The following is a 24,605-nucleotide window of genomic DNA, read 5'->3' on the forward strand; positions in this document are numbered from 1 at the left end:
CTCATTGTAGCGTGAAACTTGTCCTTTGGGTATAATCAAGCGTTTATTTGAGTTATCTTTGCTAATTTATGTCTCGAATTGCAATTTTAAGTGTTAATCACCAGCTCGCGCCTGTTGAAGTGCGAGAAAAAGTTGCTTTTACGCCAGATAAATTAACTCAAGCACTCAATAATCTTCATCATATTGATGGTATTGACGCCTGTATTATTCTTTCTACTTGTAACCGCGTAGAGATTTATGTCGCTTCTAATCACCAAAACCCTAAAGAACTATTGAGTGATTATCTTGCCAAAACGCACAATATTAAACGTGACACAATTAATTCTTATTTAAATTATTTTGAAGACAATGAAGCGCTTACACATCTGTGTAACGTTGCCACAGGTCTTGATTCATTAGTACTGGGCGAAGCGCAAATTCTGGGTCAATTAAAAGATGCCTACCACATAGCAAAAGAAGCCAAAACCCTAAACAAGCTATTAGAAAAACTATTTCAACATGCGTTTTCAACTGCCAAAAAAGTACGCACCGATACTCAAATTGGTACTTCACCCGTCTCAATCGCCTATTGCGCGGTTAAACTTAGTGAAAAGATTTTTGAACAGTTGTCTGAACAAACTGTTTTGCTCATCGGTGCAGGAGAGATGATTGAATTGTGTGCGCAATATCTTAACCAGAAAGGGGTTAATAAGATGATTGTTGCCAATAGAACCATTGAAAATGCACAAAAAATTGCTCATTTATACCAAGCACAGTCTATTAGTCTAAAACAATTCTCATCCGTTGTGCACAAAGCAGATATTATTATTTCTTCAACAGCAGCTTCAGTGCCCATTATTGGCAAGGGCTTAATTGAAAGCGCTTTAAAAAAGCGCAAACACAAACCAATATTTATGCTTGATATAGCCATTCCTCGTGACATTGAACCTGAAGTAGGCCAATTAGATGATGTGTATTTATATACCGTTGATGATTTGGAACAGGTGGTTAATGATAATATTGGCAATAGAGAAAAAGAAAAAGGCTTGGCACAAGAAATTATTATTAAGCAAAATCAAGTTTTTAATCAATGGCTGGATATTTTACCTAATGAGCAATTGGTGCAATTTTACCGATTTGGTGCCAATTCAATTAAAGACGAACTCTTAGAAAAAGCCATCAAACAACTAAAAAATGGTGCTGATTCTGAAGATATTATTCGTAAGCTTGCTGATCAATTAGCCAACAAACTATTACATTTACCCTTTAAAAACATCAAACAAACTTCCATTGAAAATTTATCCCAATGTGAAGGTTGTATACCTCCTATTAAAAAATAATGAATACATCTATCCTTGCTAAATTAGAACAACTATCAATGCGCCTTGAAGAAGTGGGTGCCATGTTATCCGACCCAGAAGTTGCTAGTGACGTTAAAAAATTCACAAAGCTGTCTATTGAGCATGCTCAATTAACCCCAGTTAATCAACAATTTCAGGCCTATTTATCACATCAGAAAAATCTAGAAGATGCACAGTTAATGCTGCTTGAAGACGACATGGATATAAAAGCCATGGCCAAAGAAGAAATATTGGATGCTAAAAAAAATTTAGACCATCTTGATTTAGAGCTTAAAAAATCTCTCTTAGCAAAAGACCCTAACGATTCTCGAAACATTATCATTGAAATTAGAGCAGGCACAGGTGGCGATGAAGCCAGTATTTTTTCAGGCGATTTGTTCAAAATGTACAGTCACTACACCGAAAAACAAAAATGGCAAATAGAAGTTATAAGCACCAGCCTTGGCGAGCATGGTGGTTTTAAAGAAATCATTGCGCGCATTAGTGGTGTGGATGTGTACTCAAAATTAAAATTTGAATCTGGTGCACACCGCGTACAACGTGTACCAGAAACTGAAAGCCAAGGTCGAGTGCACACTTCAGCATGTACAGTTGCCATCATGCCTGAGGTTGAAAATATTGAACAAGTCAATATTAATATGAGTGATGTCCGCATTGATACCTTCAGAGCCAGTGGTGCAGGTGGTCAACATGTTAATAAAACTGATTCTGCTGTACGCGTAACGTACATTCCAACTGGTACTGTGGTTGAATGCCAAGATGGTCGCTCACAACATAAAAATAAAGCGCAAGCTTTATCAGTATTAGCATCACGTATTCTTGACGCACAACAGCAAGAGCAACACAAACAACAAGCATCAACTCGCAAGGAATTGATAGGTAGTGGCGACCGTTCACAGCGCATTCGTACCTATAATTACCCACAAGGACGTATTACCGATCATCGCATTAATTTAACCTTATACAAACTGTCAGAAATTATGGAAAGCGATTTAAGTGCAATTATTGAACCATTAATCGTTGAGCAACAAACCAATCAATTAACAGAATTGAATGACGCTCTAAGCTGATCTTTTATACACAAGTTGTGACAATATAAACAATCCACCCAACGCAATCACAATTGCTGGTCCTGTGGCTAAATCATAAACCATTGAAGTACTAAGACCAATACCAACTGCAACCATGGAAACAATAACTGACTGAAATACCATGCCACTGGGGGTATTAGCAAATGCCCTGGCAATAGCTGGTGGAATAATCAGCAAAGAAGTAATCAAAAGCACGCCCACAATTTGCACTGAAACAGAGACAGCCAACGCAATCATTAACATAAATAACAACTGATAAAAATCTCGATTAAGCCCTTGTGCGACTGCCAGCTCTTCATTTAAGGTTAGTAATAATAAACGTTGCCAAAAAATAGTAAGTAGTGAGCCAAGCACCATTAAAATGACATACACCCAAACAATATCAGCGTTAGTAATAGATAAAATATCACCAAATAAGAGTGAAAAATAATCCGTATTAGCGCCACCAATAAAACTTAAAACAACAATGCCTAATGATAAGGCAATGTGTGAAAAAATACCCAAAATAGCATCATTAGACAAAAACCGCCTTCGTTGTAAGATAACAATAAGTATTGCAAATATTGCACCCACTATTACCAAACCAAAATGAATACCTAGACCACTAGCAAGCCCTAAAGACACGCCCAAAAGCGCCGAATGCGAAATCGATTCTGAAAAATAACTCATGTGTTTCCAGATAATAAAACAGCCCAATGAACCTGCAATAATTGAAATGCCAATAGCCGCTAGAACAGCCCTAAAAATAAAATCTTCCACAATGGATTAGTGGCAGTCCTTACAAAGCCCGTATAAATACAAACAATGATCGGTAAGTTGATAGCCATATTTGTTAGCGATACCATGTTGGTGCTGCTCAATAACCTCATCAGCAAATTCATCGATTTTACCGCATTTAACGCATACTAAATGATCATGATGATCCACATTGGACAACTCAAACACACTTTGGCCATTGTCAAAATTAAGTTTATTGACCATACCCGCCTCTTCAAATTGAGTGAGTACTCGATAAATCGTTGCCACACCTACTTCTTCACCCTGCATGATTAAAGTGCGATAGATATCTTCAGCACTCATATGATGATTTTCACTGGTTTCTAAAATTTCCAAAATCTTCAACCTTGGTAGTGTGACTTTAAGCCCTGCGCTTTTTAAATCTTGAGCGTCCATATTTAATATCCTTAATGTAAAATTAGCCAATGATTTTTAATCATTTTAAATCAAAAACCAGCAAATGAACAAATTAACTTTGATTGTATTCTTATTACCATTCTTATCTGCATGTTTGCCTGAAATACCAGATATGTCATTACTAACACTATATAAAGATGACATCCGCCAAGGTTCGGTACTGGAAAGGTTTAAAATTAATCAATTGAAATTAGGCATGTCTAAAATACAGGTGCAAGATTTAATTGGATCGCCAAGCATTATTGACTCCTTTCACAATAACCAATGGGACTACATTAACCATTCTACTTTGCATAAAAAGGATGATATTCACTATCGCTTAGTATTAAAATTTAACGATGACGTACTGACACATATCAACACAACTGGTATCGGCTCATTATCACAACTCACTGACAAAGAAAAAGAGGCAGAAAACAAACGTATTGGCGATGAAAAAGAGGCAAAAAAGCTAAAATTGCTAAAGAAAAAGCAGTGACCAAAGCCAAAGCATTAGAGAGTTACGCTAAACAGCCAAAAAATCCATTCGTAAATTTGCAAACCAATTAGAAAATAGCACCAGCAATGAAAAGATTGTTAATACAAAAACACCTTAATATAAGTTTTAGTAAAGGCCTTTACCTAATTACTTACTGTAAAGATCCAATGAGGTTTTGAAATGTTAACTTATCGCCAATAGCCAATGTAACACCTTTAGCACTTGCTTCGGTTAACTGCTCTAACAGGGTCTTTTCTTTTTCAAATAAAATTCTTGAATCAATACCAATAATATGCTTAGCGATATAATTCGCATCTGCAATGCCATCTATTAACCCTAGTTTATTAGCATCTTGCCCAAGCCAGATCAAACCTGTAAATAAGTCTTTATGTTTTGACAATCTGTCACCCCTGCCCGCTTTAACGGCATCAATAAAGTTTTGATGTGATTTATCTAAGATGTTGGTTTGAATGTGTATTAATGTTTTTTCATCTTCTGGGGAAAAAGAATCTAACAAGCCCTTATATTTTCCTGCGGTATAGAGCCGCCTTTTAATGCCTAGTTTTTTAATAGCATCAACCGCACCAAAACTAGACATAACCACGCCAATACTACCAATAATTGAAGATTCGTCTGCATATATTTCATCAGCAGCTGAGACAATATAATAACAACCTGAAGCGCAAACATCTTCAATGACCGCATAGATTTTTTTATCAAACTGCTTTTTAAAACGCACAATGGCTTTGTAAATTCTACTAGATTGCACGGGTGAGCCACCTGGTGAATTAATTCTTAGAATAACGGCCTTTGCATTTTCTGATTCAAATGCACTACGTAGTAATTCAATAGCCTCATCAGCATCAATTGAACCTGAACTTTGAATGGTGCCACTTAGTACCACTTCAGCAACAAAAGGGGATTCTTTTTTAAGTACAGTTTCTAATAGACCGCTTTCACTCATACCAATATAAGATACAAAAGAAAAATAACCAATAAACAATAGGCCAAATATAATACGCCAACGACGTTTGGATTTATTTTGACGTACAAATTCTTGTGCAATATCGGCTAGTTGTTCATCAGTGGTGCGTTTCATATATAATCTTCGTTTATGTTAAAAATAGATAATCTTAGTTGCCAAAAAGGCTACAATCTTTTATTCAACCGTCTTTCTTTCGAGGTCAACTCAGGTGATATTTTACGCATTATTGGTACCAATGGTAGCGGTAAAACTTCACTGCTCAAAATTTTAGCAGGCCTTGACGTGCAAGAACAAGGCTGTGTTTCTTTAGACAATCATGCGGTCAAATCAGAAGCCTACCAAGAAGAAATTTTTTATTTAGGCCACTTATCAGCACTCAGTGGAGAATTAAGTGCGCTTGAAAATCTTGAATTTTTAACTGGGCTTAATAAATCTACCAACCAAGTGCAATTAATTAAAGCATTAAGTAGCATTGGTTTAAAAGGTTATGAAGATGAATACTGCGCCAAACTATCAGCAGGACAAAAGCGCCGCGTTATCTTGGCAGGATTATTCATCTCCAATGCTAAAGTTTGGCTACTAGATGAGCCTTTTACTGCACTTGACCCTAATGGTGTAACCATTATTGAGCGTAGAATCAGCAAACACTGCGAACAAGGTGGTTTGTGCCTATTTACTACACATCAAAGTTCAACCCTGCTTAATCAAAAGATGTTAGCGCTGTGAATATTTACCTTAAAGCCTTAAAGCGTGACTTGCGTATTGCTATTCGCAACCCTTCTAGCATACTAAACCCCCTATTATTTTTTATAATATCAGTATCACTATTTCCCTTAGCCATCAGTCCTGAAGCTACCACGCTTGCTCAAATTGCAGCGGGCATTATTTGGGTTGCTTCAATGCTTTCAGTACTGCTTTCACTTAACGCTTTGTTCCATCACGATTTTGAAAATGGCGTTTTAGAACAAATGGTGATTTCTCATCACTCATTGCCTTTGCTTATTTTATCAAAAATAATCGCTCATTGGATTTTAACTGGTATTCCCATTATTCTACTATCGCCTTTATTGGGGTTGTTTTTATTTCTTGATAGCGATGGTATTTGGGTACTAATGATAACGCTATTACTAGCCACACCGAGCTTGAGTCTTATTGGTGCCATTGGCGCTTCACTGATTGTTGGTATTAAAAATTCTGGCATGTTGTTATCTTTACTGATACTACCTTTGTATGTTCCCATTCTTATTTTTGCCTCAAGTGCAGTATCTCAAGCACAATTTGGCTTAGAGATTACTGGCCAATTGTATTTTTTAGCCACAATTCTCATGGTAAGTTTAATGACTGCACCATTTGTCAGTGGTATTGCCTTAAAAATAAGCCTAGAGTAATTAATTACCTCTGTTATAATTTCAATCACACGCTGATTTGCCCCGATTGCTAGCGTTGTTACCTAAAAGGTAGCTAAAACAAGCTAAAGTAGGTGTTCTTCTTTATTGAAAACCCGCTTTAAGGGTTTTTTTGTTTTACAAGGAGAATAAACAATGATATTCACTTCTGAATCTGTCTCTGCTGGTCACCCTGATAAAGTTTGTGATCAAATTTCTGATGCCATCTTAGATGCAGCATTAACACAAGATAAAAATTCACGTGTTGCTGTTGAAACTTTAGTTAAAGACAATCATGTCGTACTGGCAGGTGAAATTACCACAGGCGCCAACATTAACTTTGAGCAAATTGTGCGCAACACTATTATTGACATTGGCTACAATTGTGATGAATATGGCTTTAATGGTCACACTTGCGACATTACTAATTTATTAGGTGAACAATCTCAAGATATCGCCTTAGGCGTTGACGAATCATCTAATCACGAACAAGGTGCAGGCGACCAAGGTTTAATGTTTGGTTATGCTTGCAATGCCACTAACGTATTGATGCCGGCACCTATTTTATATGCACACCTTTTGGTTGCACGTCAAGCAAAACTAATGAAAGATGGTACATTACCTTGGTTGCGCCCTGATGCAAAATCCCAAGTGTCCATGATTTATGATGGTCATACAATTAAAGGTATTGACGCTGTTGTTTTATCAACCCAACATGATAATGATATTTCGCTTACAGATTTGCGAGAGGCTATCTTGGAGGAAGTCATAAAGCCTGTACTGCCTAGTGAATGGCTAAGTAATAAAACCCAGTATCACATCAACCCAACAGGTCATTTTGTCATTGGTGGCCCAGTAGGTGATGCAGGTCTTACAGGTCGTAAAATTATTGTTGACACTTATGGTGGCATGGCTCGCCACGGTGGCGGTGCATTTTCTGGCAAAGACCCATCAAAGGTTGACCGCTCTGCAGCTTATGCAACGCGTTATATAGCTAAAAATATTGTTGCTGCTGGCTTGGCTGATAGGTGTGAGATTCAAGTCTCTTATGCCATTGGTGTGGCAGAACCTACCTCAATTAATGTGGAAACCTTTGGTACAGGAAAAATCAGCAACCAGGCAATTGAGCGCTTAATACACGAGCACTTTGACTTACGTCCTAAAGGCTTAATTGCAATGCTTGACCTTAAACGCCCTATTTATCAAAAAACTGCCAGTTATGGTCACTTTGGACGTATAGAAAATGACATCAGTTGGGAAAAAACTGACCGTGCTCACTTATTAAAATAAATCATTATTGGTATAATAACCAACATACCAAGGAGCGTTGCATTGAAAAACCCTTTTCAATCAGGCTTGGCAAATCAAAACGACGCTCATTTTTTTAAACCCTTTTAGGAGAACAAAAAAATGAGTAACCCAACCTTAAATAACCAAGATTACAAAGTTGCTGATATGGCACTAGCCAATTATGGCCGTAAAGAAATAGAGCTTGCAGAAGCAGAAATGCCAGCACTGATGACACTTCGGGAAAAATATCGAAGCACGCAGCCATTAAAAGATGCCAAAATTCTTGGCTGTATTCACATGACCATTCAAACCGCTGTTTTAATGGAAACATTGATTGATTTAGGTGCACAAGTGCGCTGGTCAAGTTGCAATATCTTTTCAACCCAAGACCACGCCGCTAGTGCTATGGTAGCAGCCAATATTCCAACTTTTGCTTGGAAAGGCGAGACTGAAGAGGAATTTTTATGGTGTATTGAGAAAACTATTTTAGAAAATGGCAAACCCTGGGCAGCCAACATGGTGCTTGATGATGGTGGTGATTTAACCCAAATGCTACACGAAAAATATCCAGAAATGTTGGCTAACATTCACGGTATTTCTGAGGAAACCACAACGGGTGTTCATCGTTTATTAGAAATGATGGAAAAAGGCTCGCTTAAAGTGCCTGCTATTAATGTAAACGACTCAATCACCAAATCAAAAAATGACAATAAATACGGTTGTCGTCACTCGTTAAATGATGCTATTAAGCGCGGCACTGATATGCTCATGTCGGGTAAAAAAGCACTGGTGATTGGCTATGGTGACGTTGGTAAAGGTTCTGCGCAATCATTACGCCAAGAAAGCATGATTGTTAAAATCAGTGAAATTGACCCAATCTGCGCCATGCAAGCTTGTATGGATGGTTTTGAAATTGTTTCTCCTTATATTAACGGCATCAATACAGGCTCAATTAATGGTATCAATAAAGACTTGTTAAGTACAACTGATTTAATCGTCACCACCACAGGCAATATTAATGTTTGTGATGATGCGATGCTACAAACCCTTAAATCAGGCTCAGTAGTTTGCAATATTGGGCATTTTGACAATGAAATTGATACACAGTATATGCGTGATAATTGGCGTTGGGACGAAGTAAAGCCTCAAGTTCATCGTATCTTTAGAACAGATAATAAAAATGACTATTTAATTTTATTATCCGAAGGTCGCCTAGTTAACTTGGGCAATGCAACAGGACACCCAAGCCGTATTATGGATGGCTCATTTGCCAATCAAGTCTTGGCACAAATGCACTTATTTGATGCAAAATTTGCCGACAAAGGCGGTGATATTTATGTTGAGGTACTGCCTAAAAAGTTAGACGAGGAAGTGGCCTCAAACATGGTGAGTGGTTTTGGTGGTGTACTTACAGTTATGACAACTACTCAAGCTAACTACATTAATGCCCCTAAAAATGGCCCTTTCAAGCCTGAAAGCTATAAGTATTAAATAATCATGTCAAAAAGACGCCCAGAAAAAACACTTTGATACAAGACTTTTTTATGGCAATTTGCGGTAAAATTTTTGTTATTTTTCTGTTGAATTAGTATGTCAATTTCAGACTTAGACGCCTGTACTTCATTCCAAAATTTAATCTTAAAATTGCAAACTTTTTGGGCTTTAAAGGGATGTGCTTTATTACAGCCCTTTGACATGGAAATGGGTGCTGGCACCTTTCATCCTGCTACGTTTCTAAGGGCCATTGGTCCTGAACCCTGGAAGGTGGCTTATGTGCAACCTTCTCGTCGCCCCACCGATGGTCGCTATGGCGAAAATCCAAATCGTTTACAACACTATTATCAGTTCCAAGTATTGCTAAAACCTTCACCTATAGACATTCAAGATTTGTATTTAGAGTCTTTAACTGAAATTGGTATTGATTTAACCAAACATGATGTACGCTTTGTGGAAGACAACTGGGAATCACCAACTTTAGGGGCTTGGGGCTTGGGTTGGGAAGTTTGGTTAAACGGCATGGAAGTTTCTCAATTTACCTATTTTCAGCAAGTGGGTGGCTTGGTTTGCAAACCTGTATCGGGTGAGCTTACTTACGGCTTAGAACGTTTAGCTATGTACCTACAAGGCGTTGATAGTGTATTTGACTTGGTCTGGGCTGAGGGCGTTAGTTATTTTGATGTATTCCATCAAAACGAAGTTGAACAATCAAAATATAACTTTGAAATTTCCAATACCGAGGTACTATTCAGGCAATTTAATGAGGCGGAAACCATGCATAAAGAATTAATTAAAGCATCATTGCCTTACCCTGCCTATGAACAAGTAATAAAAGCGTCACACTTATTTAATTTACTTGATGCGCGCCACGCTATTAGCGTGACAGATCGTGCACGATTTATTCGTAAAGTACACGCTATGAGTCAAAAGGTGGCGCAAACTTACTATGCCTCACGTCAAGCTTTAGGTTTTCTAATGCTCAAGCAAGACACAGAAACTAAGGCAAGTAAAAAATAACATGGATATATTCTCCCAAATTTATTTAAGAATTCTTAACTGGGCTGAAAGCAGATATGCCATTTATTATTTATCTGTGATTAGTTTTTTAGAATCTAGCATTTTGCCTTATCCACCGCCTGATGTAATATTAGTACCCATGGCGCTCAAACGCCCTGACAAAGCCTACTATTTTGCTTTTATTTGTACTATTTTTTCAGTGCTTGGTGGCTTGGTTGGGTATTTTCTAGGCGAAGTATTATTGCAATTTTTATTGGGTTTTGAACTCATCAAACCAGAATCAGTTGCACACATTAAAACATTTTTTGATACTTATGGCATCTGGGTAGTTGGCATTGCAGCATTTAGCCCTATTCCATACAAACTGGCCACCATTACTGCTGGCACTATGTCCATGGCATTATTGCCATTTATTATTATGTCACTCATTGCGCGTGCAGCCAGATATTATTTAGTTGCCTCTCTGGTCAAAGCTTATGGCCCACAGTGTGATCAGTGGCTACAAAAATACATTGACCGTTTAGGTTATGTTCTAATTGTGGTTATTGCACTGGGTATTTGGTATGCTAGTTAAATTTTTAGCCCTTGGGCTTGTTTTGCTATTAATGACAGGTTGTTTTTCTTCTCAACAAGAAGTTATTATTGTCGAAAAATCCATCAACTTACAAAATATTAGTCAACACAAGTTGACCAACGCCAAGAGAACAAAACAAAAAATTGTTAGAAAGGAAAATAGAAAAACCAACAGGTGGTCTATTCCAGTTAAAGGCAACATCAGTAAAACTTTCTCAACAAGAAACAAACATTTGGGCTTAACTTTTGACACTAAAGCCGGGCAAAATGTACGCGCTATTCGTAATGGTAAAGTGGTATATGTTGGTAATAAAATGAAAAGCCATGGCAAAATGATTATCATTCGCCACCTGTTTGGCTTTTACAGTTCATACACACAAAATAAAGACTTAATAGTGGAAAATGGTGATACTGTCACCAAAGGACAAATAATTGCCATCACTAGTAAAGTGCCATTCTACTTTGAAATGAAAAAATTTAAACAACCGATTAACCCGATTAAGTATTTGAAATAACAAACCAAAAGTTAGTTAAAATAAAATTCATGAATGACTTTTTACAAAACATAACGCCCTATCAATCCATTGGTGCTTTATTTGCTATTGCATTCACTGCGCACCTAACACTTAGCTTTATTTTAAACAGCATCGCTAAACATACCAGCAAAACAAAAAACCAACTAGATGACCATTTAATCAAAGCAGTGTCACCACCACTTAAAGTGTTAATTTGGTTTGGTTTGGTATTTTTATCAATTAGTGTATTTAAAGACCAAATTAAAATCTTAGCTAGTGTTATTGCCTATATTGATACCATGCCCATCTTTATCATTACTTGGGGCGCTGTTCGAATGATCTCAGGCGTTGAGGCTTACTTAATTGAAAAAGATACACAGATTGATAATGATTCGGTTAGACTATTTTCAAGACTAGCTAGAATTTTAATTATCATTGCTATTGCCTTAGGTGTGGCGCAATACTTAGGTTTTTCAATCTCTGGCTTGCTTACATTTGGTGGTGTTGGTGGCATTGTGATGGGCTTTGCTGCTAAAGATATGTTGTCAAATATTTTTGGCGGATTGATGATTCAAATGGATAAGCCTTTTTCAACAGGCGACTGGATTCGCTCTGATAAATTTGAAGGCACGGTTGAAAAAATTGGCTGGCGTATGACGCGTATCCGCACTTTTAGCAAAAATCCTGTTTACATTCCCAATTCAATTTTTGCCACCATTCCCATTGAAACACCATCACGCATGACTAATCGTCGTATTAAAGAAGTGATTGGCATTCGTTATGACGATATTGAACAACTCCCTGTCATTATGAGTGAAATAGAACAAATGCTTAAAAAGCATGCAGACATTGACCATTCTCAATCACTAAGAGTTTATTTTAATCATTTTAATGCCTCCTCGCTTGATTTTAATGTGTATGCCTTTACCAACACCATTAATAAAACCACCTATCAGAAAGTAAAAGAGAAAATCCTATTAAGCATTGCACAAATTATTACCAAACACAACGCTGAGATTGCCTACCCTACCCAAACCTTGTATATTCAGAAATAAAAATTTATGCAAAAATTATACATTCGTACTTTTGGATGCCAGATGAATGAATACGATTCTAATAAAATGGCTGATGTGCTTAAACACTCCCATGGTTTGGTGCTAATTGATGATGCAACTAGTGCCGATGTACTGCTACTTAATACTTGCTCAATTCGTGAAAAAGCCCAAGAAAAACTATTCCATCAACTCGGTCGTTGGCGCAAATTAAAAGACAAAAATCCTAATTTAATCATTGGCGTAGGTGGCTGTGTTGCCTCACAAGAAGGTGAGTTAATTCTTAAGCGTGCCCCTTATGTGGATATTATTTTTGGTCCACAAACCTTACATAGATTGCCAAATATGCTCAATGATGCACTCAATAAGAAGCAAACTAATATTGATATTTCATTTCCAGAAATTGAAAAGTTTGACCATCTGCCAAAACCAGAAACCAACGCCGTTACAGCTTTTGTCTCAATTATGGAAGGTTGTAGCAAATATTGTACATTTTGTATTGTGCCTTATACACGTGGTGAAGAAGTATCACGCCCATTTAATGATGTCATCAATGAAGTTAAAATTTTAGCCAACCAAGGTGTTAGGGAAGTTAACTTACTTGGACAAAATGTCAATTCCTATCAGGGTTTGATGGATGATGAGGAGGTGGCTGATTTAGCATTGTTAATTAACATTGTGGCTCAAATTGATGGTATTAAACGCATTCGCTATACTACCTCACATCCAACCCAATTTAACGACAGTTTAATTGAGGCTTACATGGAGGTGCCAGAATTGGTTTCACACTTACACTTGCCCATTCAAAGCGGTTCTGACAAAATTCTCAGACTAATGAAGCGTGGACACATGACCATTGAATATAAATCAAAAATTAGAAAATTACGTAAAATTCGCCCAGATATCTCTATATCAAGTGATTTTATTATTGGTTTTCCGGGTGAAAATGAGCAAGATTTTCTTGCCACCATGGCACTGATTGATGATATTGGCTTTGATAAATCATTTAGTTTTATCTATTCTGCTCGCCCTGGAACACTTGCTGCAAGTTATCCTGATGATGTCGATATGAATGTTAAAAAACAGCGTCTGGCATTAGTACAAAAAGCAATAGACAAAAACACTGAACACATTTCTAAATCAATGGTCGGTAATATGCAAAAAGTATTGGTAGAGAATGTAGCCAAAAAAGGAAATCACTTATTTGGACGTACAGAAAATATGCGTAATACACACTTCAAAGGTGACAAATCCCTGATTGGTCAAATTGTCAATGTAAAAATCACCCAAGGTCGTGGCAACTCTTTATTGGGTGATTTGGTTACCTAAATATATTGTGATTTGGTAAAGTAGCAATTTAAGATAAGCCCTTACAGGTCACCTAACAATAACAAAAGATTTTCTTTAATAATTTTCAACCAATAGTTCAATATCATCAGCCATTTCGAGCGGATTGTGTGGCGATGGGAAGCCAGCAAAAATTTGCCCATCCGGATTGACCAAATAAATCCAAGCAGTATGATTAATTAAATAACCGGATTCCAGCACCCCTTCTGGCAATGGCTCGTCATTTTTAAGAATTGTTGGCTTGCCATTTTTTGCATAAACTACTCGTTCATAATAAGCACCAAAATCTTGCACCAATTGATTAATCTGGTTCTGATCTCCAGACACACCTAAAAAACTTGTATCAAAATGGGTTACATAAGTTTTTAACACTTTAGGCGTATCTCTAATCGGATCAAAAGTAATGGTGACAAGATTGGGCACAATGCTGGCACTTCTTTTAATAAGCGTGGATTTGAGTATTGACATATCCACCAATCCAGTGGGGCATACGTCTGGACAATGTGTATAAATAAAAGACAATAACGTCCACTTACCCTTAAAGTTTTTGTTATCAAATTTATTATTATTATGATCAATCAGCGAAAAAGAAGACAATTCTTTATCAGGATTGTAAAGCATGAAAGAAACTTTAAGTTGTTTTGCCAGCTCTTTGTAATGGTTGCCAAAATTGACATACAAAGACAAAGCAATTACTGTCGCCACAACAGTAATAATTAATACTTTTTTAAACATTTAAAATTGCTGATATTTCATTGTCATATTTCCTTTTCTTACTTTGGCGCGTAATGTTATTGATAAGCCATTGTCAAATGCCAACTCTATCATAACAAAGTCGCCTTCATTTGGTACCAACTCAGGGCTAATCATCATAATATGCCAACTACCCGGTTTTAAAGTCAGTTTACTGTGGGCGAGAATAGGCATAAAATCTTGCTTAATCATTTTCATCATGCCATTTTTGTGCTCAGTTTTATGCAACTCAAGTCGTTTGTATCCGCTAGCATTTGCAGATAACAGTTTAATATTATGATCAGAATTATTATGAATTTCCATAAATACACCTAACGCAGGTGCGTTAGGTGGCGCTGAACGTATCCATGGATTATGAATAGTAATATCAGCTGTGTCATGACTCATTGCACCTGCTTGAGCAATAACCAATAAGGATAAAACCAGCATCAAACTTGATATCATTTTATTCATTGTTTTTCTCTTAAGTTATATTGGTAAAATAAACATGATTATATCATAATGAGGAAATTTTTGACATTCTCAAATATGATCTAATTGATTTTTTTTGATAAAACAACTTAATGAAATTCACACTTGATATTGATAATGCAGAACAACTGGCTAATATTTGCGGCTCATTGGACAAAAACTTAGAAACCATTGCTAAAAGTTTTGATGTTGAAATTAGCAATAAAGGCGTTGATTTTAACATCACTGGGGACAACAAAACCTTAACCAGTAAGCTACTTCAAGATCTAGCCATACTAGCAAAAACTCAAACAATCAATCTTCACGATGTTGAGCTGGGCATCAAAACACAAACTGATTTCGATTCATCGAGCAAAATTATTAGTATTAAAACTAAGCGTAAATTTATCCATGTGCGAAACGTCAACCAACAGCATTACGTTAACGCTATTAAAAATCAAGATTGTACTTTTGGCATTGGTCCTGCAGGCACTGGCAAGACCTACCTTGCAGTAGCGCGCGCTGTTGAAGCGCTAGAAAGATCTGATGTACGTCGACTGGTTTTAGTGCGTCCTGCAGTTGAAGCAGGGGAAAAATTAGGGTTTTTACCTGGCGATATGAATGAAAAAGTTGATCCTTATTTACGCCCTATTTATGATGCACTATATGAAATGATGGGCTTTGAGAAAGTCACCAAATTATTAGATAAAAATGTAATTGAAGTCGCGCCACTGGCATTTATGCGTGGTAGGACTTTAAATGAAGCATTTATTATTTTAGATGAGGCGCAAAACACCACCATAGAGCAAATGAAAATGTTTTTAACCCGATTAGGGTTTGGCTCAAAAATGGTCATTACTGGTGATATCACTCAAATTGATTTACACAAACCCAACCTGTCAGGCTTATTACATACAATAAAAGTGCTAAAAAATGAACATAAAATTTCATTTTGTCATTTCGAATCAAAAGATGTTGTCAGGCACAAGTTAGTACAACATATTGTTTTGGCGTATGAAAAATTTGAATAAAAATACTAGAATTATAGTTGGACTGTCAGGCGGGGTTGATTCCTCGGTAGCCACACTATTATTACTTAAACAAGGCTATCAAGTTGAAGCATTGTTTATGAAAAATTGGGAAGAGGATGATAAAAGCGGGCATTGTAGCGCTGAGCAAGACTTATCTGATGCACAAAAAGTAGCTGACAAACTTGACGTAAAATTGCACACTGTTAACTTTTCAGCAGACTATTGGGATGATGTGTTTGTCCATTTTCTCAAAGAACATAAAAAGGGTCGTACGCCCAATCCCGATGTTTTATGCAATCAAAAAATCAAATTTAGAGCGTTTTTAGAACATGCACTATCATTAGGTGCAGATAAAATTGCCACGGGGCATTATGCTCGTATTGCTGAAAAAAATGGCACTTATCAACTCAAAATAGGTTTAGATGATAGCAAAGACCAAAGTTATTTTTTGCATCTTTTAAACCAGCATCAACTCTCAAAAAGCTTATTTCCCTTGGGTGAGATTAATAAAATTGACGTGCGTAATATTGCCACAAAAAATGGTTTTGTCACTGCTAACAAAAAAGACTCAACAGGCATTTGTTTTATTGGTGAGCGCAATTTTTCTGAGTTCTTGGCAACCTATCTACCAAAACAACAAGGTGATATTGTGGATGAACAAAGACAATTTATCAAACACCATCAAGGCTTGGCTTTTTATACCATAGGTCAGCGCAAAGGCTTAGAAATTGGTGGTAGTTTTGGTAACTCAGGTGAGCCTTGGTTTGTAGCAGATAAGTGTATTGAGCGTAATGAACTGATGGTTGTGCAAGGTGACCATGTACTGTTATACCACCAAACCTTAAATGCCGCCAAACCTCATTGGATTAACACACCGCCAACATTGCCACTGACGTGTAGCGCCAAAATACGCTACCGCCAGCAATCACAATCTTGTATGATTAGCCAACATGATAACAAGCAATTAAAGGTTGTTTTTAAGCAACCTCAACGTGCAATTACCCCAGGGCAGTCCATTGTTTTTTATGATCATGAAACTTGTCTTGGTGGTGCAATTATTGAGTGCAGACTATAATGAATAGATTACGTGACCAAACCTTGGCACTGGCCAGTATATTACAAACCACAACATTGGTTGACCAACTTGCTTCAACAGGCACTTGTGATGCAAATAGCAATCAAGCTAGCTTAAAAAGCATTATTACCAGTAGTACCAAACTTGAAGAGGTGTTTAATCCCAAGCATGATTTATTGGTTGGCATTGCTGCGTTAAAAGTTGTATTGGGTAATAAAACCAAACGCATACAACAAATCATCCTTTATGCATTAGCTTTAATCAACCTTGAAAAGAAATTGATGAAAAATCAAGCACTACTCAATCAAATCACTTTGGAAATTGACTTGATTAAAAATCAAGACTTCTTTGAGGTTTCTCATGCAAATTCAGTAGCACGTTTGGCTCAACTTTATAAATCAACCTTAGGTAGTTTAAGCCCTAGAATTATGGTCAATGGCGAACAAATCTACTTATCTAATAAACATACTAAAAACCACATTAGAGCGTTACTACTAGCAGGTATTCGGGCAGTGTCTTTATGGAAGTCTCAAGGTGGTAAAACTTGGCATTTACTGTTTAATAAGAAAAAGATACTTAATTTGATTAGTTCATTAGAAGGGTTAAATAAATAATCCTAATACCCTATAGACTTTTGGCATTTAAGACTTTATAATTACGCCTTTAATTATTTTATACTTCTCTTAAATAATGGCCAATTCAGCAGGTTCTAGAAAACGCGCAAGACAAGCAGTTAAACGCAACAAACACAACTCACAAATTCGTGCTAAAGTTCGCACTTTTATTAAAAAAGTTACTTATGCTTTAGAAGCAGGCAATAAAGAACAAGCGCAAGGTGGTTTTACCGTCATGCAAAAGATGATTGACCAAGCAGTTAACAAGGGCTTAATGCACAAAAGCCAAGCAGCTAGAAAAAAATCACGCTTAAATGCACAAATTAAAGCATTATAAAATTAGCACTCAAATTATTAAAAACCCTTTTTCGAGGGTTTTTTTGTATTCACGCCTTTATAACAATTCAAGGATTTTTAAAAAAAGTATGGTTTTTCACCAGATTAGTTATACTAGTTCTCATAATCATTTATTTTCTTAAACAACAGCATGATAAGCGAATCTGACAAAGCATTATTTAGAAGTGTTATTGAAAATAGCACTCCTATTAATAAAGACAAAGCCACGTTTCAAGAACCGACCAAGAAAAAAGCCTTTAAAGCTTATACTTACATCACTCACGGCAGTTTATCTGGTTCAGATATAATCAGTTATGCTCGAAATGGGGTTTCACCAAAAATTATCAAAAAAATGAAACAAGGCAACATCAGTCGTGTGCCCACCTTAGATTTACACGGCCAAACTACCATTAAAGCTTGCCAGTCATTGTCTGAGTTTATGCACTATCATCAACATCAACAATTTATCCATATTATTCATGGCAAGGGTTACAATTCTGATCAGGGTAATAGTATTTTAAAAAGCCAAGTGGTTAGTTTTTTGCGTCAACACCCTGACGTACTGGCCTTTAATTCCTGCCCGCCCAAAGATGGTGGCACAGGTGCAGTATTTACCCTCTTAAAGCAAAACTAGCTCATGTTCAATATTGATGAAATTTACACAATCTCTAGTTTTTTGTCCTTATGCAATAAAACCATTGAAAATAAAATCCCTACTTGTTGGCTGCAAGGGGAGATATCCAATTTAGCACGCCCAGCATCAGGTCATTGGTATTTTTCCCTCAAAGACAGTAAAACTCAAGTGCGCTGCGCTTTATTTCGGCTCAATCAGCGCCATATTAAGTTTGGCCCTGAAAATGGCATGGAAGTTTTAGTTCACGCCGCACCTACTTTGTACGAGGCACGGGGTGATTTTCAGCTCATCATCCAACATCTTGAACCTGTAGGTGTTGGTAATTTAAACCTTGCCTTTGAGCAACTAAAAAACAAGCTTGCTGATGAAGGTTTGTTTGACAACATTCATAAAAAACCACTACCTAATATTATTAATACCATTGGTGTTATTTCTTCATCAACAGGTGCTGTTATTCGGGATATTATTAAAGTACTGAACAAGCGCTATCCCTTTGCTGATATTTTATTATTTAATTCAATGGTTCAAGGTCAAGGCTCAGTGCAAACACTCACAAACGCTTTAAATGCGGCCGACCAATCAGGCAAGTGCGACGTTATTATTATTGCCAGAGGTGGTGGCTCATTAGAAGACTTATGGGCGTTTAATGAAGAAGTATTGGTAAGAGCAATCTTTAAAGCAAGCACGCCAATTATTAGCGCAATTGGTCATGAAACAGATACCACAATTACTGATTTTGTTGCTGATATTCGCGCACCCACACCAAGCGCTGCTGCCATGCTGGTCACACCTGATCGGCTAGAATTACTCGCCAATGCTGATAAGTTATGCACACAACTACATCAATCTTATCAGCAAACTTTGTATGATTATCAATCTGACCTTAATCAACTTAAATTAAGAATACCAAGCCCAAATAGGCAAATTGCTTTTTTTAGTCAAAAGCTTGACCATGCAAGCATCAATCTTAACATCCATGTAAAATCAGCACTTGCCTTAAATAATGCAAAACTTAACTCGATATTTACCACCTTAAAACAGCATTCCCCTATTGAAACTATTAAACATGCCAAAGTTTTAAACCAAGTATCTTTTGCTCAGCTCAAATACCAAATCAAGCAAATAATTAGTACCAATAATAGCGCCCTACATTTAGCAAACGAAAAACTGCGAAAGGCAATGGCCGCTTTGACCGATAAACACAAAACCATATTATCCATTCAAACCAACTCGCTTCATCATTTATCACCACTTAATACACTTTCGAGAGGGTTTAGCATTACCACTAACACAAAAAATCAAGTATTATCCTCAACAACTAATATTAAAATCAACCAAACCATTATCACTCAATTAACTGATGGAAAACTGTACTCTAATATTGAAAAAATTGAAAAAAATTAACGTTATCGTTTTGTTATTGTTATCCAATATTGCATTGGCAAATATCAACATTGAAAACACGCCCATACCTGGTGGCATTGCCGTGATTGATTTTCAAAGTAACCATTCAAATCCAAAGGCTTTTTATGGCATTGTTCCTGTCTATACTCAGCATATTAAAGGCCAACACTGGCAAGCATTGATAGGCATACCATTACTCTCAAAAGTGGGAGAGAAATATATCACTATTAAAGGTCTTTCCGCCAAAAAAATCACATTTACAGTACATGAACATCACTATAAAGAACAACACATCACCCTCACTGGCAAAAAGAGAAAATACGTCAATCCAAACCTTAAACACATGGATCGAATTAAACGTGAACACCCTATTTTGTCAAAAACTAGAAAGCTATTTTCTGAGAAATCTTTATTTAATGGTCAATTTATTCGACCTGTAAAAGGGGTTATTACCAGCCCCTTTGGGCTTAAGCGTTTCTATAATGGGCAACCACGCCGAGCACACACAGGGCTAGATTTTGCAGGCAATATAGGCACACCAATACACGTACCAGCAAATGGCAAAGTGATACTCATAGGGCATTTTTTCTTTAATGGCAATACCGTATTCATTGACCACGGACAAGGACTAATCAGTGTTTATATTCACATGAACAAATATTCAGTTAAACAAGGTCAGCTGGTTAAACAAGGGGATAAAATTGGCACCATTGGTCAAACTGGACGCGCAACAGGCGCTCATCTACACTGGGGTGTTTATCTTAACCAAACCACGGTTAATCCAAATTTATTACTCGGTGTGTCTGATGAAATCTGATGTGTCTTTATTGCGTAGGCTCGGTGCTATATCGTATGATATTTTCTTAGCATTTTCTTTGGTATTTTTTGTTACTGGTGTTGTTATTATTATTTTTTTCAACGAAGAAGTGCCAAATGGTGATGCTTTCTTTTATGTAATAACAATACCAATGACTTATCTATACTTTACTTGGTCGTGGGTTAAAGGTAGGCAAACATTAGGCATGAAGGCTTGGAAGTTTCAAATTAAACAAATAAATGGTAATAATATTACCCACAAGCAAGCATTTATTCGACTCATTAGCGCAACATTCTCTTTTGCCGTTTTTGGCTTGGGGTTTTTATGTCAACTACTTGATAAAGACAATAGAGCAATGCACGACAAAATTTCTAACACCATTTTAATAAAAAATTGATTTGTATCAATATTACCAATAAAAGACCTGTGCTATAATATCGCTAATTTATTATTTAAAGTATTGGAGATAAGAAAATGAGTTCAACAGTTGATAACAGCGGCGTAAGAGGCAATATTCTTATGCTAAGCACTTTGGTTGTAACTTTGGTATTGCCACTGGCATTAATCGTCTTATCCTACATTGGTATTATCTCTGGTACGGCTGAGTACGTCTCAGCATTTGCAGTCATCACATCTACGATTTACATTGTTGGCGGCACTATTTGGATGTTCAGCCAAGATTCAAAAGATAACGAGCAACTCTTTGATGGCTAATACTATCACTCATAAACTTGAGCATCAAAGCATTTATACAGTCTGCCAAAGGGCAGAAAAAAAAGCCAAATAAGTTATTTGGCTTTTTTTATAACTATCAAATAACAATTATTCTTTTAGTGTTGTTAATCACCCTTATTCGTCAAAGCTTTTTGGCTAATAATTTTCCTTTCGTACTGTATGATAAACAGCAAATCATTAACCAAAATATTTCAGTCAATCAAACACTTGATGAAAAAAATAAGCAGCTGTCAATTGGGCTTAAAGCTGAATCAGAAGCCAATATGGAAATTTTGGAATCTATTGCTAGATACAAATTTGGATTGCTTAAAGAAGGTGAAAGGTACTATCAAATTAGTCAATCAACACCCAATCAAAATAAGCCTTAGTTAAGGAATGCCTAGCCATTATTATTTAATCATTCCTGCTAGTGGTGTAGGTGCACGCATGCACTCTGAAAAGGACGGTCTTGATTGGCAAGCCAAAATTCCCAAACAATATCTAAAATTAGACAATGGATTAACCATACTTGACCAAACATTAAAAACCCTACTTAGTATTAATCAAATCAAAGGCTGTGTTATTGCCATTGCAGATAAAGACCATCTGTTTAACAAATCAGCATTTAACAACCACCCAAAGTTATTAACTACAGTCATTGGTGGTAAAGAGCGTGTACACTCTGTTCTTAATGCGCTGAAAGCACTCACAAACTTCGCCAAAGACGATGATTGGGTGTTGGTTCACGATAGTGCTCGCCCCTGTGTTAAGGCGTCAGAAATAATCAATTTAATGAACCAACTCAAACACCACGTAACTGGTGGACTACTTGCAACCAAGGTTGTTGACACCATTAAACAAGCTAACAACAATATTGTCAATATCACTATTGACAGATCAAATCTTTGGCAAGCCCAAACGCCACAAATATATCGTTTTGGCGTGTTATTAAAAGCCTTAAATACTGCCATCAAGGCTGGTATTAATATCACTGATGAGGCTAGTGCCATTGAGCACTTGGGGCTTAAGTCAATTTTGGTTAAGTCTAGTAAAAGCAATATCAAAATTACCAATCCAGAAGATTTAGCACTGGCAAACTTTTACTTAACTCAGCACCAAAAAAAATAAACATTTGAAGGTAAAATCTTTTAAATTAAAGAGTAACTTTATTTATATGCGGTTTTTTTATTGCCTCTGTGAAATGCAGAATAGAAAATCAATATACTACCAAACATTAAAAATTCATTTTTATATTCACCTCTCGTCCAGTTTAGACCAAGCAAGTAGCTCACAGCACATGAATAAACTCACTTAGTTTCTGCTATTTAAGCGTCATTAGTTATACCTTTAATCCTTTAGGCACCGAACACTAAAGCCGAAACCCTTACTATCCAAATTACGAAGCACTTGGGCAAAGCTACTAAACAGATAACGGTACTAAGCATTAGCCCCAACCTCAGTAGAGCTCCACAAGTACGCACCCGAGTCTCGATTGAAAGAGCCGCCACCAGTTTGTCTCGGTCGTCCGCTAAGCGCACCTCAAATCCACTACCACCTCCTGACTGAAGTTTCGTGCCTGGGTTGGTTACCCACTGCACCTTCTAAAGTCGTCCAATCGCCATCCGAAGGAATATGCCAACCAGTGACACAAATGCCTTGCACTCCTTCCCGGTGTAGTTGAACCATTCATAGCACCTGCCCAATCGTACAATTTGCCATAGCTATTGGCATCGTTATTAACATCATCGTCATAACTCCAAGCGTTGCCAGTAGTGACTGCGTGTCTCATGTTTTCAACAGTCCAGGTTTGGCTGCCAATGGTGACAATACTGTAGGTAATACCACCTTGCGACCATGCCTTCAACAACATTGCCACTACTATCTACCTTTTCAGTACGAATTTTGTTGCTATGTTCTACCCAAGTAAATTCGCCTAAGTTCATCTTACTACTGGCTTTAAAAGGTGTGTCAGCAATGGTAAAATTGGAGAGTTGCTGTTTGTCATCAAATGACAACTTAAAACTTAATTTGCCATAGCTTTTACTGCTTGTGGTGGTGGTGTCTTCTTGTCCAAATTCAAAACTGATTAAAGGCGTGAGTTCAACCTCTATACCGAGAATGTTGCCTTTGATGTTGTTACCAATTTTAGCATCCCAAAAATAGTGCGTTCCTTGGTTGTCACCAGAGAGGTGATTTGATCTTGGAAGAAAGTGAGTTCTTTGCTGTTGTCGTTTAACTCAGATGGTGGTTGAATCGTTTTGATGCTGTAATCTAACTCTTTTGAGTTAACTCCATGAATACTGATTTCAGTACGGCCAGAGCCAAACTGATTAAAAAACTGGTTGGCTTTGTCATTAATTAAACCTTCGGTTTTACTAATGGCTTTATTTTTTTAATTGATTGCTTAATCCTGTGGTAATTTTGTCGCCTAATTGGTTAACATTGTCTGAGTCTGTAGAACCTATGGCGTTACACGGACAGCGCCTGTCACTTCTTTGAGCAAGGTGGTGGCTTGGTTGTCTTTTTTAACAATGGCTGGATTGTTAAGATTGTGGGTGTATTCGGTGTTTAAGTCTAAGTAAGCAGATTTATCAAAGGTATTAACGGCTTACGCTTCAACAGCAAGTAAGAAGGTGAATATAGTCAGTGTAAGTGCACTGGGTTTGAAGGTTTTAGAACTTAGAGAGAACTCGGGGGAGGGGTACTTAAAAGCGGTTTAGAAACTAAAGAACTGGGGGTGGAGTATTTTTGAATGTGCTTGTTGCTAGATTTTGTGACATTGGGTACTTCTTTGTTTGAAAGTATTTTTTTAAAACTAGTGGTGGGCTATACTAATTTATGTCGGGTTCAGCAAGGAGTGTCCTTAATAAAAATAGGGTATATAAATTTTAGGCATTTTTCCTAAAAAAATAGTCCTGATTATGGCTTTTTTAATATTTGATACCGCTGATTAACTTTTAAAAATTAAAAGGTTAAATCTTAATCATAAAACATTAAAATAAAGTTTTAACAA

30 protein-coding genes and 1 riboswitch are annotated in these 24,605 nt (G+C 36.8%); of the genes, 23 read left to right on the top strand and 7 right to left on the bottom strand.

Annotation, left to right across the window (positions count from 1 at the left end; all coding sequences use genetic code 11):
* Nucleotides 1–68 precede the first annotated feature (68 nt).
* On the top strand, nt 69–1,319 hold the full coding sequence (gene hemA / locus CVPH_RS05670; protein ID WP_201340769.1) for a glutamyl-tRNA reductase: 1,251 nt from the start codon (nt 69–71) through the stop codon (nt 1,317–1,319).
* Nucleotides 1,319–2,410, top strand: coding sequence for a peptide chain release factor 1 (prfA, locus tag CVPH_RS05675; RefSeq protein ID WP_201340770.1), 1,092 nt, complete (start codon nt 1,319–1,321; stop codon nt 2,408–2,410). Before hemA ends, prfA begins: the two co-directional genes overlap by 1 nt.
* Here prfA and CVPH_RS05680 read toward each other — a convergent pair.
* Both CVPH_RS05680 and fur read right to left on the bottom strand, forming a co-directional pair.
* The gene (locus tag CVPH_RS05680) at nt 2,402–3,190 is read right to left on the bottom strand and encodes a metal ABC transporter permease (protein WP_201340771.1); all 789 of its coding nucleotides are present in this window, start codon (nt 3,188–3,190) and stop codon (nt 2,402–2,404) included. The two genes, prfA and CVPH_RS05680, sit on opposite strands and share 9 nt — an antisense overlap.
* A 6-nt stretch (nt 3,191–3,196) precedes the next feature.
* Complete coding sequence (fur, locus tag CVPH_RS05685; RefSeq protein ID WP_201340772.1) at nt 3,197–3,604, bottom strand: ferric iron uptake transcriptional regulator; 408 nt, start codon at nt 3,602–3,604, stop codon at nt 3,197–3,199.
* Between the two features lie 64 nt (nt 3,605–3,668).
* On the opposite strand from fur, the gene CVPH_RS05690 reads away from it, so the two are divergent.
* Nucleotides 3,669–4,103 carry an outer membrane protein assembly factor BamE gene (locus tag CVPH_RS05690; protein ID WP_225879651.1) on the top strand — a complete coding sequence of 145 codons (435 nt, stop codon included), beginning with the start codon at nt 3,669–3,671 and terminating at the stop codon, nt 4,101–4,103.
* 151 nt (nt 4,104–4,254) lie between these two features.
* On the opposite strand, the gene CVPH_RS05695 is transcribed toward CVPH_RS05690, so the two are convergent.
* Nucleotides 4,255–5,202: a S49 family peptidase gene (locus CVPH_RS05695; RefSeq protein WP_201340773.1), complete on the bottom strand. Its 948-nt coding sequence runs from the start codon at nt 5,200–5,202 to the stop codon at nt 4,255–4,257.
* A gap of 15 nt (nt 5,203–5,217) precedes the next feature.
* Here CVPH_RS05695 and ccmA point away from each other — a divergent pair, with 15 nt between their 5' ends.
* From ccmA to miaB, 9 genes are all read left to right on the top strand, one after another.
* Nucleotides 5,218–5,814, top strand: a complete 597-nt coding sequence (gene ccmA, locus CVPH_RS05700; RefSeq protein WP_201340774.1) for a cytochrome c biogenesis heme-transporting ATPase CcmA — start codon at nt 5,218–5,220, stop codon at nt 5,812–5,814.
* Entirely contained in the window at nt 5,811–6,476 is a 666-nt protein-coding gene (gene ccmB, locus CVPH_RS05705; RefSeq protein ID WP_201340775.1) for a heme exporter protein CcmB, read from the top strand. The genes ccmA and ccmB overlap by 4 nt, the downstream gene beginning before the upstream one ends.
* 153 nt (nt 6,477–6,629) lie before the next feature.
* Nucleotides 6,630–7,763, top strand: a complete 1,134-nt coding sequence (gene metK / locus CVPH_RS05710) for a methionine adenosyltransferase (protein WP_201340776.1) — start codon at nt 6,630–6,632, stop codon at nt 7,761–7,763.
* Between the two features lie 23 nt (nt 7,764–7,786).
* Nucleotides 7,787–7,858, top strand: a riboswitch (S-adenosyl-L-homocysteine riboswitch).
* 25 nt (nt 7,859–7,883) lie between these two features.
* Nucleotides 7,884–9,254 carry an adenosylhomocysteinase gene (locus CVPH_RS05715; RefSeq protein WP_201340777.1) on the top strand — a complete coding sequence of 457 codons (1,371 nt, stop codon included), beginning with the start codon at nt 7,884–7,886 and terminating at the stop codon, nt 9,252–9,254.
* Nucleotides 9,255–9,353: 99 nt separating this feature from the next.
* Nucleotides 9,354–10,277 (top strand): glycine--tRNA ligase subunit alpha, encoded by a 924-nt coding sequence (gene glyQ, locus CVPH_RS05720; RefSeq protein WP_201340778.1) that lies wholly within the window; start codon nt 9,354–9,356, stop codon nt 10,275–10,277.
* A 1-nt stretch (nt 10,278) separates the two neighbouring features.
* The gene (locus CVPH_RS05725; protein ID WP_201340779.1) at nt 10,279–10,851 is read left to right on the top strand and encodes a YqaA family protein; all 573 of its coding nucleotides are present in this window, start codon (nt 10,279–10,281) and stop codon (nt 10,849–10,851) included.
* A complete protein-coding gene (locus CVPH_RS05730) occupies nt 10,841–11,365 on the top strand; it encodes a murein hydrolase activator EnvC family protein (RefSeq protein WP_201340780.1) in 525 nt (174 codons plus the stop codon). Before CVPH_RS05725 ends, CVPH_RS05730 begins: the two co-directional genes overlap by 11 nt.
* Before the next feature lie 29 nt (nt 11,366–11,394).
* On the top strand, nt 11,395–12,420 hold the full coding sequence (locus tag CVPH_RS05735; RefSeq protein ID WP_201340781.1) for a mechanosensitive ion channel family protein: 1,026 nt from the start codon (nt 11,395–11,397) through the stop codon (nt 12,418–12,420).
* A 6-nt stretch (nt 12,421–12,426) separates the two neighbouring features.
* On the top strand, nt 12,427–13,746 hold the full coding sequence (gene miaB, locus CVPH_RS05740; protein ID WP_201340782.1) for a tRNA (N6-isopentenyl adenosine(37)-C2)-methylthiotransferase MiaB: 1,320 nt from the start codon (nt 12,427–12,429) through the stop codon (nt 13,744–13,746).
* A 75-nt stretch (nt 13,747–13,821) separates the two neighbouring features.
* Here the strand turns inward: miaB and CVPH_RS05745 are convergent, their stop codons facing one another.
* On the bottom strand, nt 13,822–14,499 hold the full coding sequence (locus CVPH_RS05745; RefSeq protein ID WP_201340783.1) for an SCO family protein: 678 nt from the start codon (nt 14,497–14,499) through the stop codon (nt 13,822–13,824).
* The gene (locus tag CVPH_RS05750; protein ID WP_201340784.1) at nt 14,500–14,970 is read right to left on the bottom strand and encodes a copper chaperone PCu(A)C; all 471 of its coding nucleotides are present in this window, start codon (nt 14,968–14,970) and stop codon (nt 14,500–14,502) included.
* A gap of 110 nt (nt 14,971–15,080) precedes the next feature.
* Here CVPH_RS05750 and CVPH_RS05755 point away from each other — a divergent pair, with 110 nt between their 5' ends.
* The 11 genes from CVPH_RS05755 to ispD all read left to right on the top strand — a co-directional run bounded on the left by CVPH_RS05755 (nt 15,081) and on the right by ispD (nt 22,720).
* Nucleotides 15,081–15,998 (top strand): PhoH family protein, encoded by a 918-nt coding sequence (locus CVPH_RS05755; RefSeq protein WP_201340785.1) that lies wholly within the window; start codon nt 15,081–15,083, stop codon nt 15,996–15,998.
* Nucleotides 15,982–17,073, top strand: coding sequence for a tRNA 2-thiouridine(34) synthase MnmA (gene mnmA / locus CVPH_RS05760; protein WP_201340786.1), 1,092 nt, complete (start codon nt 15,982–15,984; stop codon nt 17,071–17,073). Before CVPH_RS05755 ends, mnmA begins: the two co-directional genes overlap by 17 nt.
* Nucleotides 17,073–17,687 carry a high frequency lysogenization protein HflD gene (gene hflD, locus CVPH_RS05765; protein ID WP_201340787.1) on the top strand — a complete coding sequence of 205 codons (615 nt, stop codon included), beginning with the start codon at nt 17,073–17,075 and terminating at the stop codon, nt 17,685–17,687. Before mnmA ends, hflD begins: the two co-directional genes overlap by 1 nt.
* A gap of 76 nt (nt 17,688–17,763) precedes the next feature.
* Nucleotides 17,764–18,024 (top strand): 30S ribosomal protein S20, encoded by a 261-nt coding sequence (gene rpsT / locus CVPH_RS05770; protein ID WP_201340788.1) that lies wholly within the window; start codon nt 17,764–17,766, stop codon nt 18,022–18,024.
* 150 nt (nt 18,025–18,174) lie between these two features.
* A complete protein-coding gene (locus tag CVPH_RS05775) occupies nt 18,175–18,657 on the top strand; it encodes a Smr/MutS family protein (RefSeq protein ID WP_201340789.1) in 483 nt (160 codons plus the stop codon).
* 3 nt (nt 18,658–18,660) lie between these two features.
* The gene (xseA, locus tag CVPH_RS05780; RefSeq protein ID WP_201340790.1) at nt 18,661–20,061 is read left to right on the top strand and encodes an exodeoxyribonuclease VII large subunit; all 1,401 of its coding nucleotides are present in this window, start codon (nt 18,661–18,663) and stop codon (nt 20,059–20,061) included.
* Nucleotides 20,048–20,878 carry a M23 family metallopeptidase gene (locus CVPH_RS05785; RefSeq protein WP_225879652.1) on the top strand — a complete coding sequence of 277 codons (831 nt, stop codon included), beginning with the start codon at nt 20,048–20,050 and terminating at the stop codon, nt 20,876–20,878. Before xseA ends, CVPH_RS05785 begins: the two co-directional genes overlap by 14 nt.
* The gene (locus tag CVPH_RS05790; protein ID WP_201340792.1) at nt 20,868–21,275 is read left to right on the top strand and encodes an RDD family protein; all 408 of its coding nucleotides are present in this window, start codon (nt 20,868–20,870) and stop codon (nt 21,273–21,275) included. The genes CVPH_RS05785 and CVPH_RS05790 overlap by 11 nt, the downstream gene beginning before the upstream one ends.
* Before the next feature lie 77 nt (nt 21,276–21,352).
* On the top strand, nt 21,353–21,592 hold the full coding sequence (locus CVPH_RS05795) for a hypothetical protein (RefSeq protein WP_201340793.1): 240 nt from the start codon (nt 21,353–21,355) through the stop codon (nt 21,590–21,592).
* A 17-nt stretch (nt 21,593–21,609) separates the two neighbouring features.
* On the top strand, nt 21,610–21,981 hold the full coding sequence (locus CVPH_RS05800; protein ID WP_201340794.1) for an FtsB/FtsL family cell division protein: 372 nt from the start codon (nt 21,610–21,612) through the stop codon (nt 21,979–21,981).
* 7 nt (nt 21,982–21,988) lie between these two features.
* Nucleotides 21,989–22,720 (top strand): 2-C-methyl-D-erythritol 4-phosphate cytidylyltransferase, encoded by a 732-nt coding sequence (ispD, locus tag CVPH_RS05805; protein ID WP_201340795.1) that lies wholly within the window; start codon nt 21,989–21,991, stop codon nt 22,718–22,720.
* Between the two features lie 420 nt (nt 22,721–23,140).
* Here the strand turns inward: ispD and CVPH_RS05810 are convergent, their stop codons facing one another.
* Together CVPH_RS05810 and CVPH_RS05815 are read right to left on the bottom strand one after the other, a co-directional pair.
* Entirely contained in the window at nt 23,141–23,278 is a 138-nt protein-coding gene (locus CVPH_RS05810) for a hypothetical protein (protein WP_201340796.1), read from the bottom strand.
* Between the two features lie 107 nt (nt 23,279–23,385).
* Nucleotides 23,386–23,607 (bottom strand): hypothetical protein, encoded by a 222-nt coding sequence (locus CVPH_RS05815; protein WP_201340797.1) that lies wholly within the window; start codon nt 23,605–23,607, stop codon nt 23,386–23,388.
* Nucleotides 23,608–24,605: the final 998 nt, after the last annotated feature.

Origin of the sequence: Abyssogena phaseoliformis symbiont OG214, assembly GCF_016592595.1 — a bacterium.
Taxonomy (GTDB): Bacteria; Pseudomonadota; Gammaproteobacteria; order PS1; family Pseudothioglobaceae; genus Ruthia.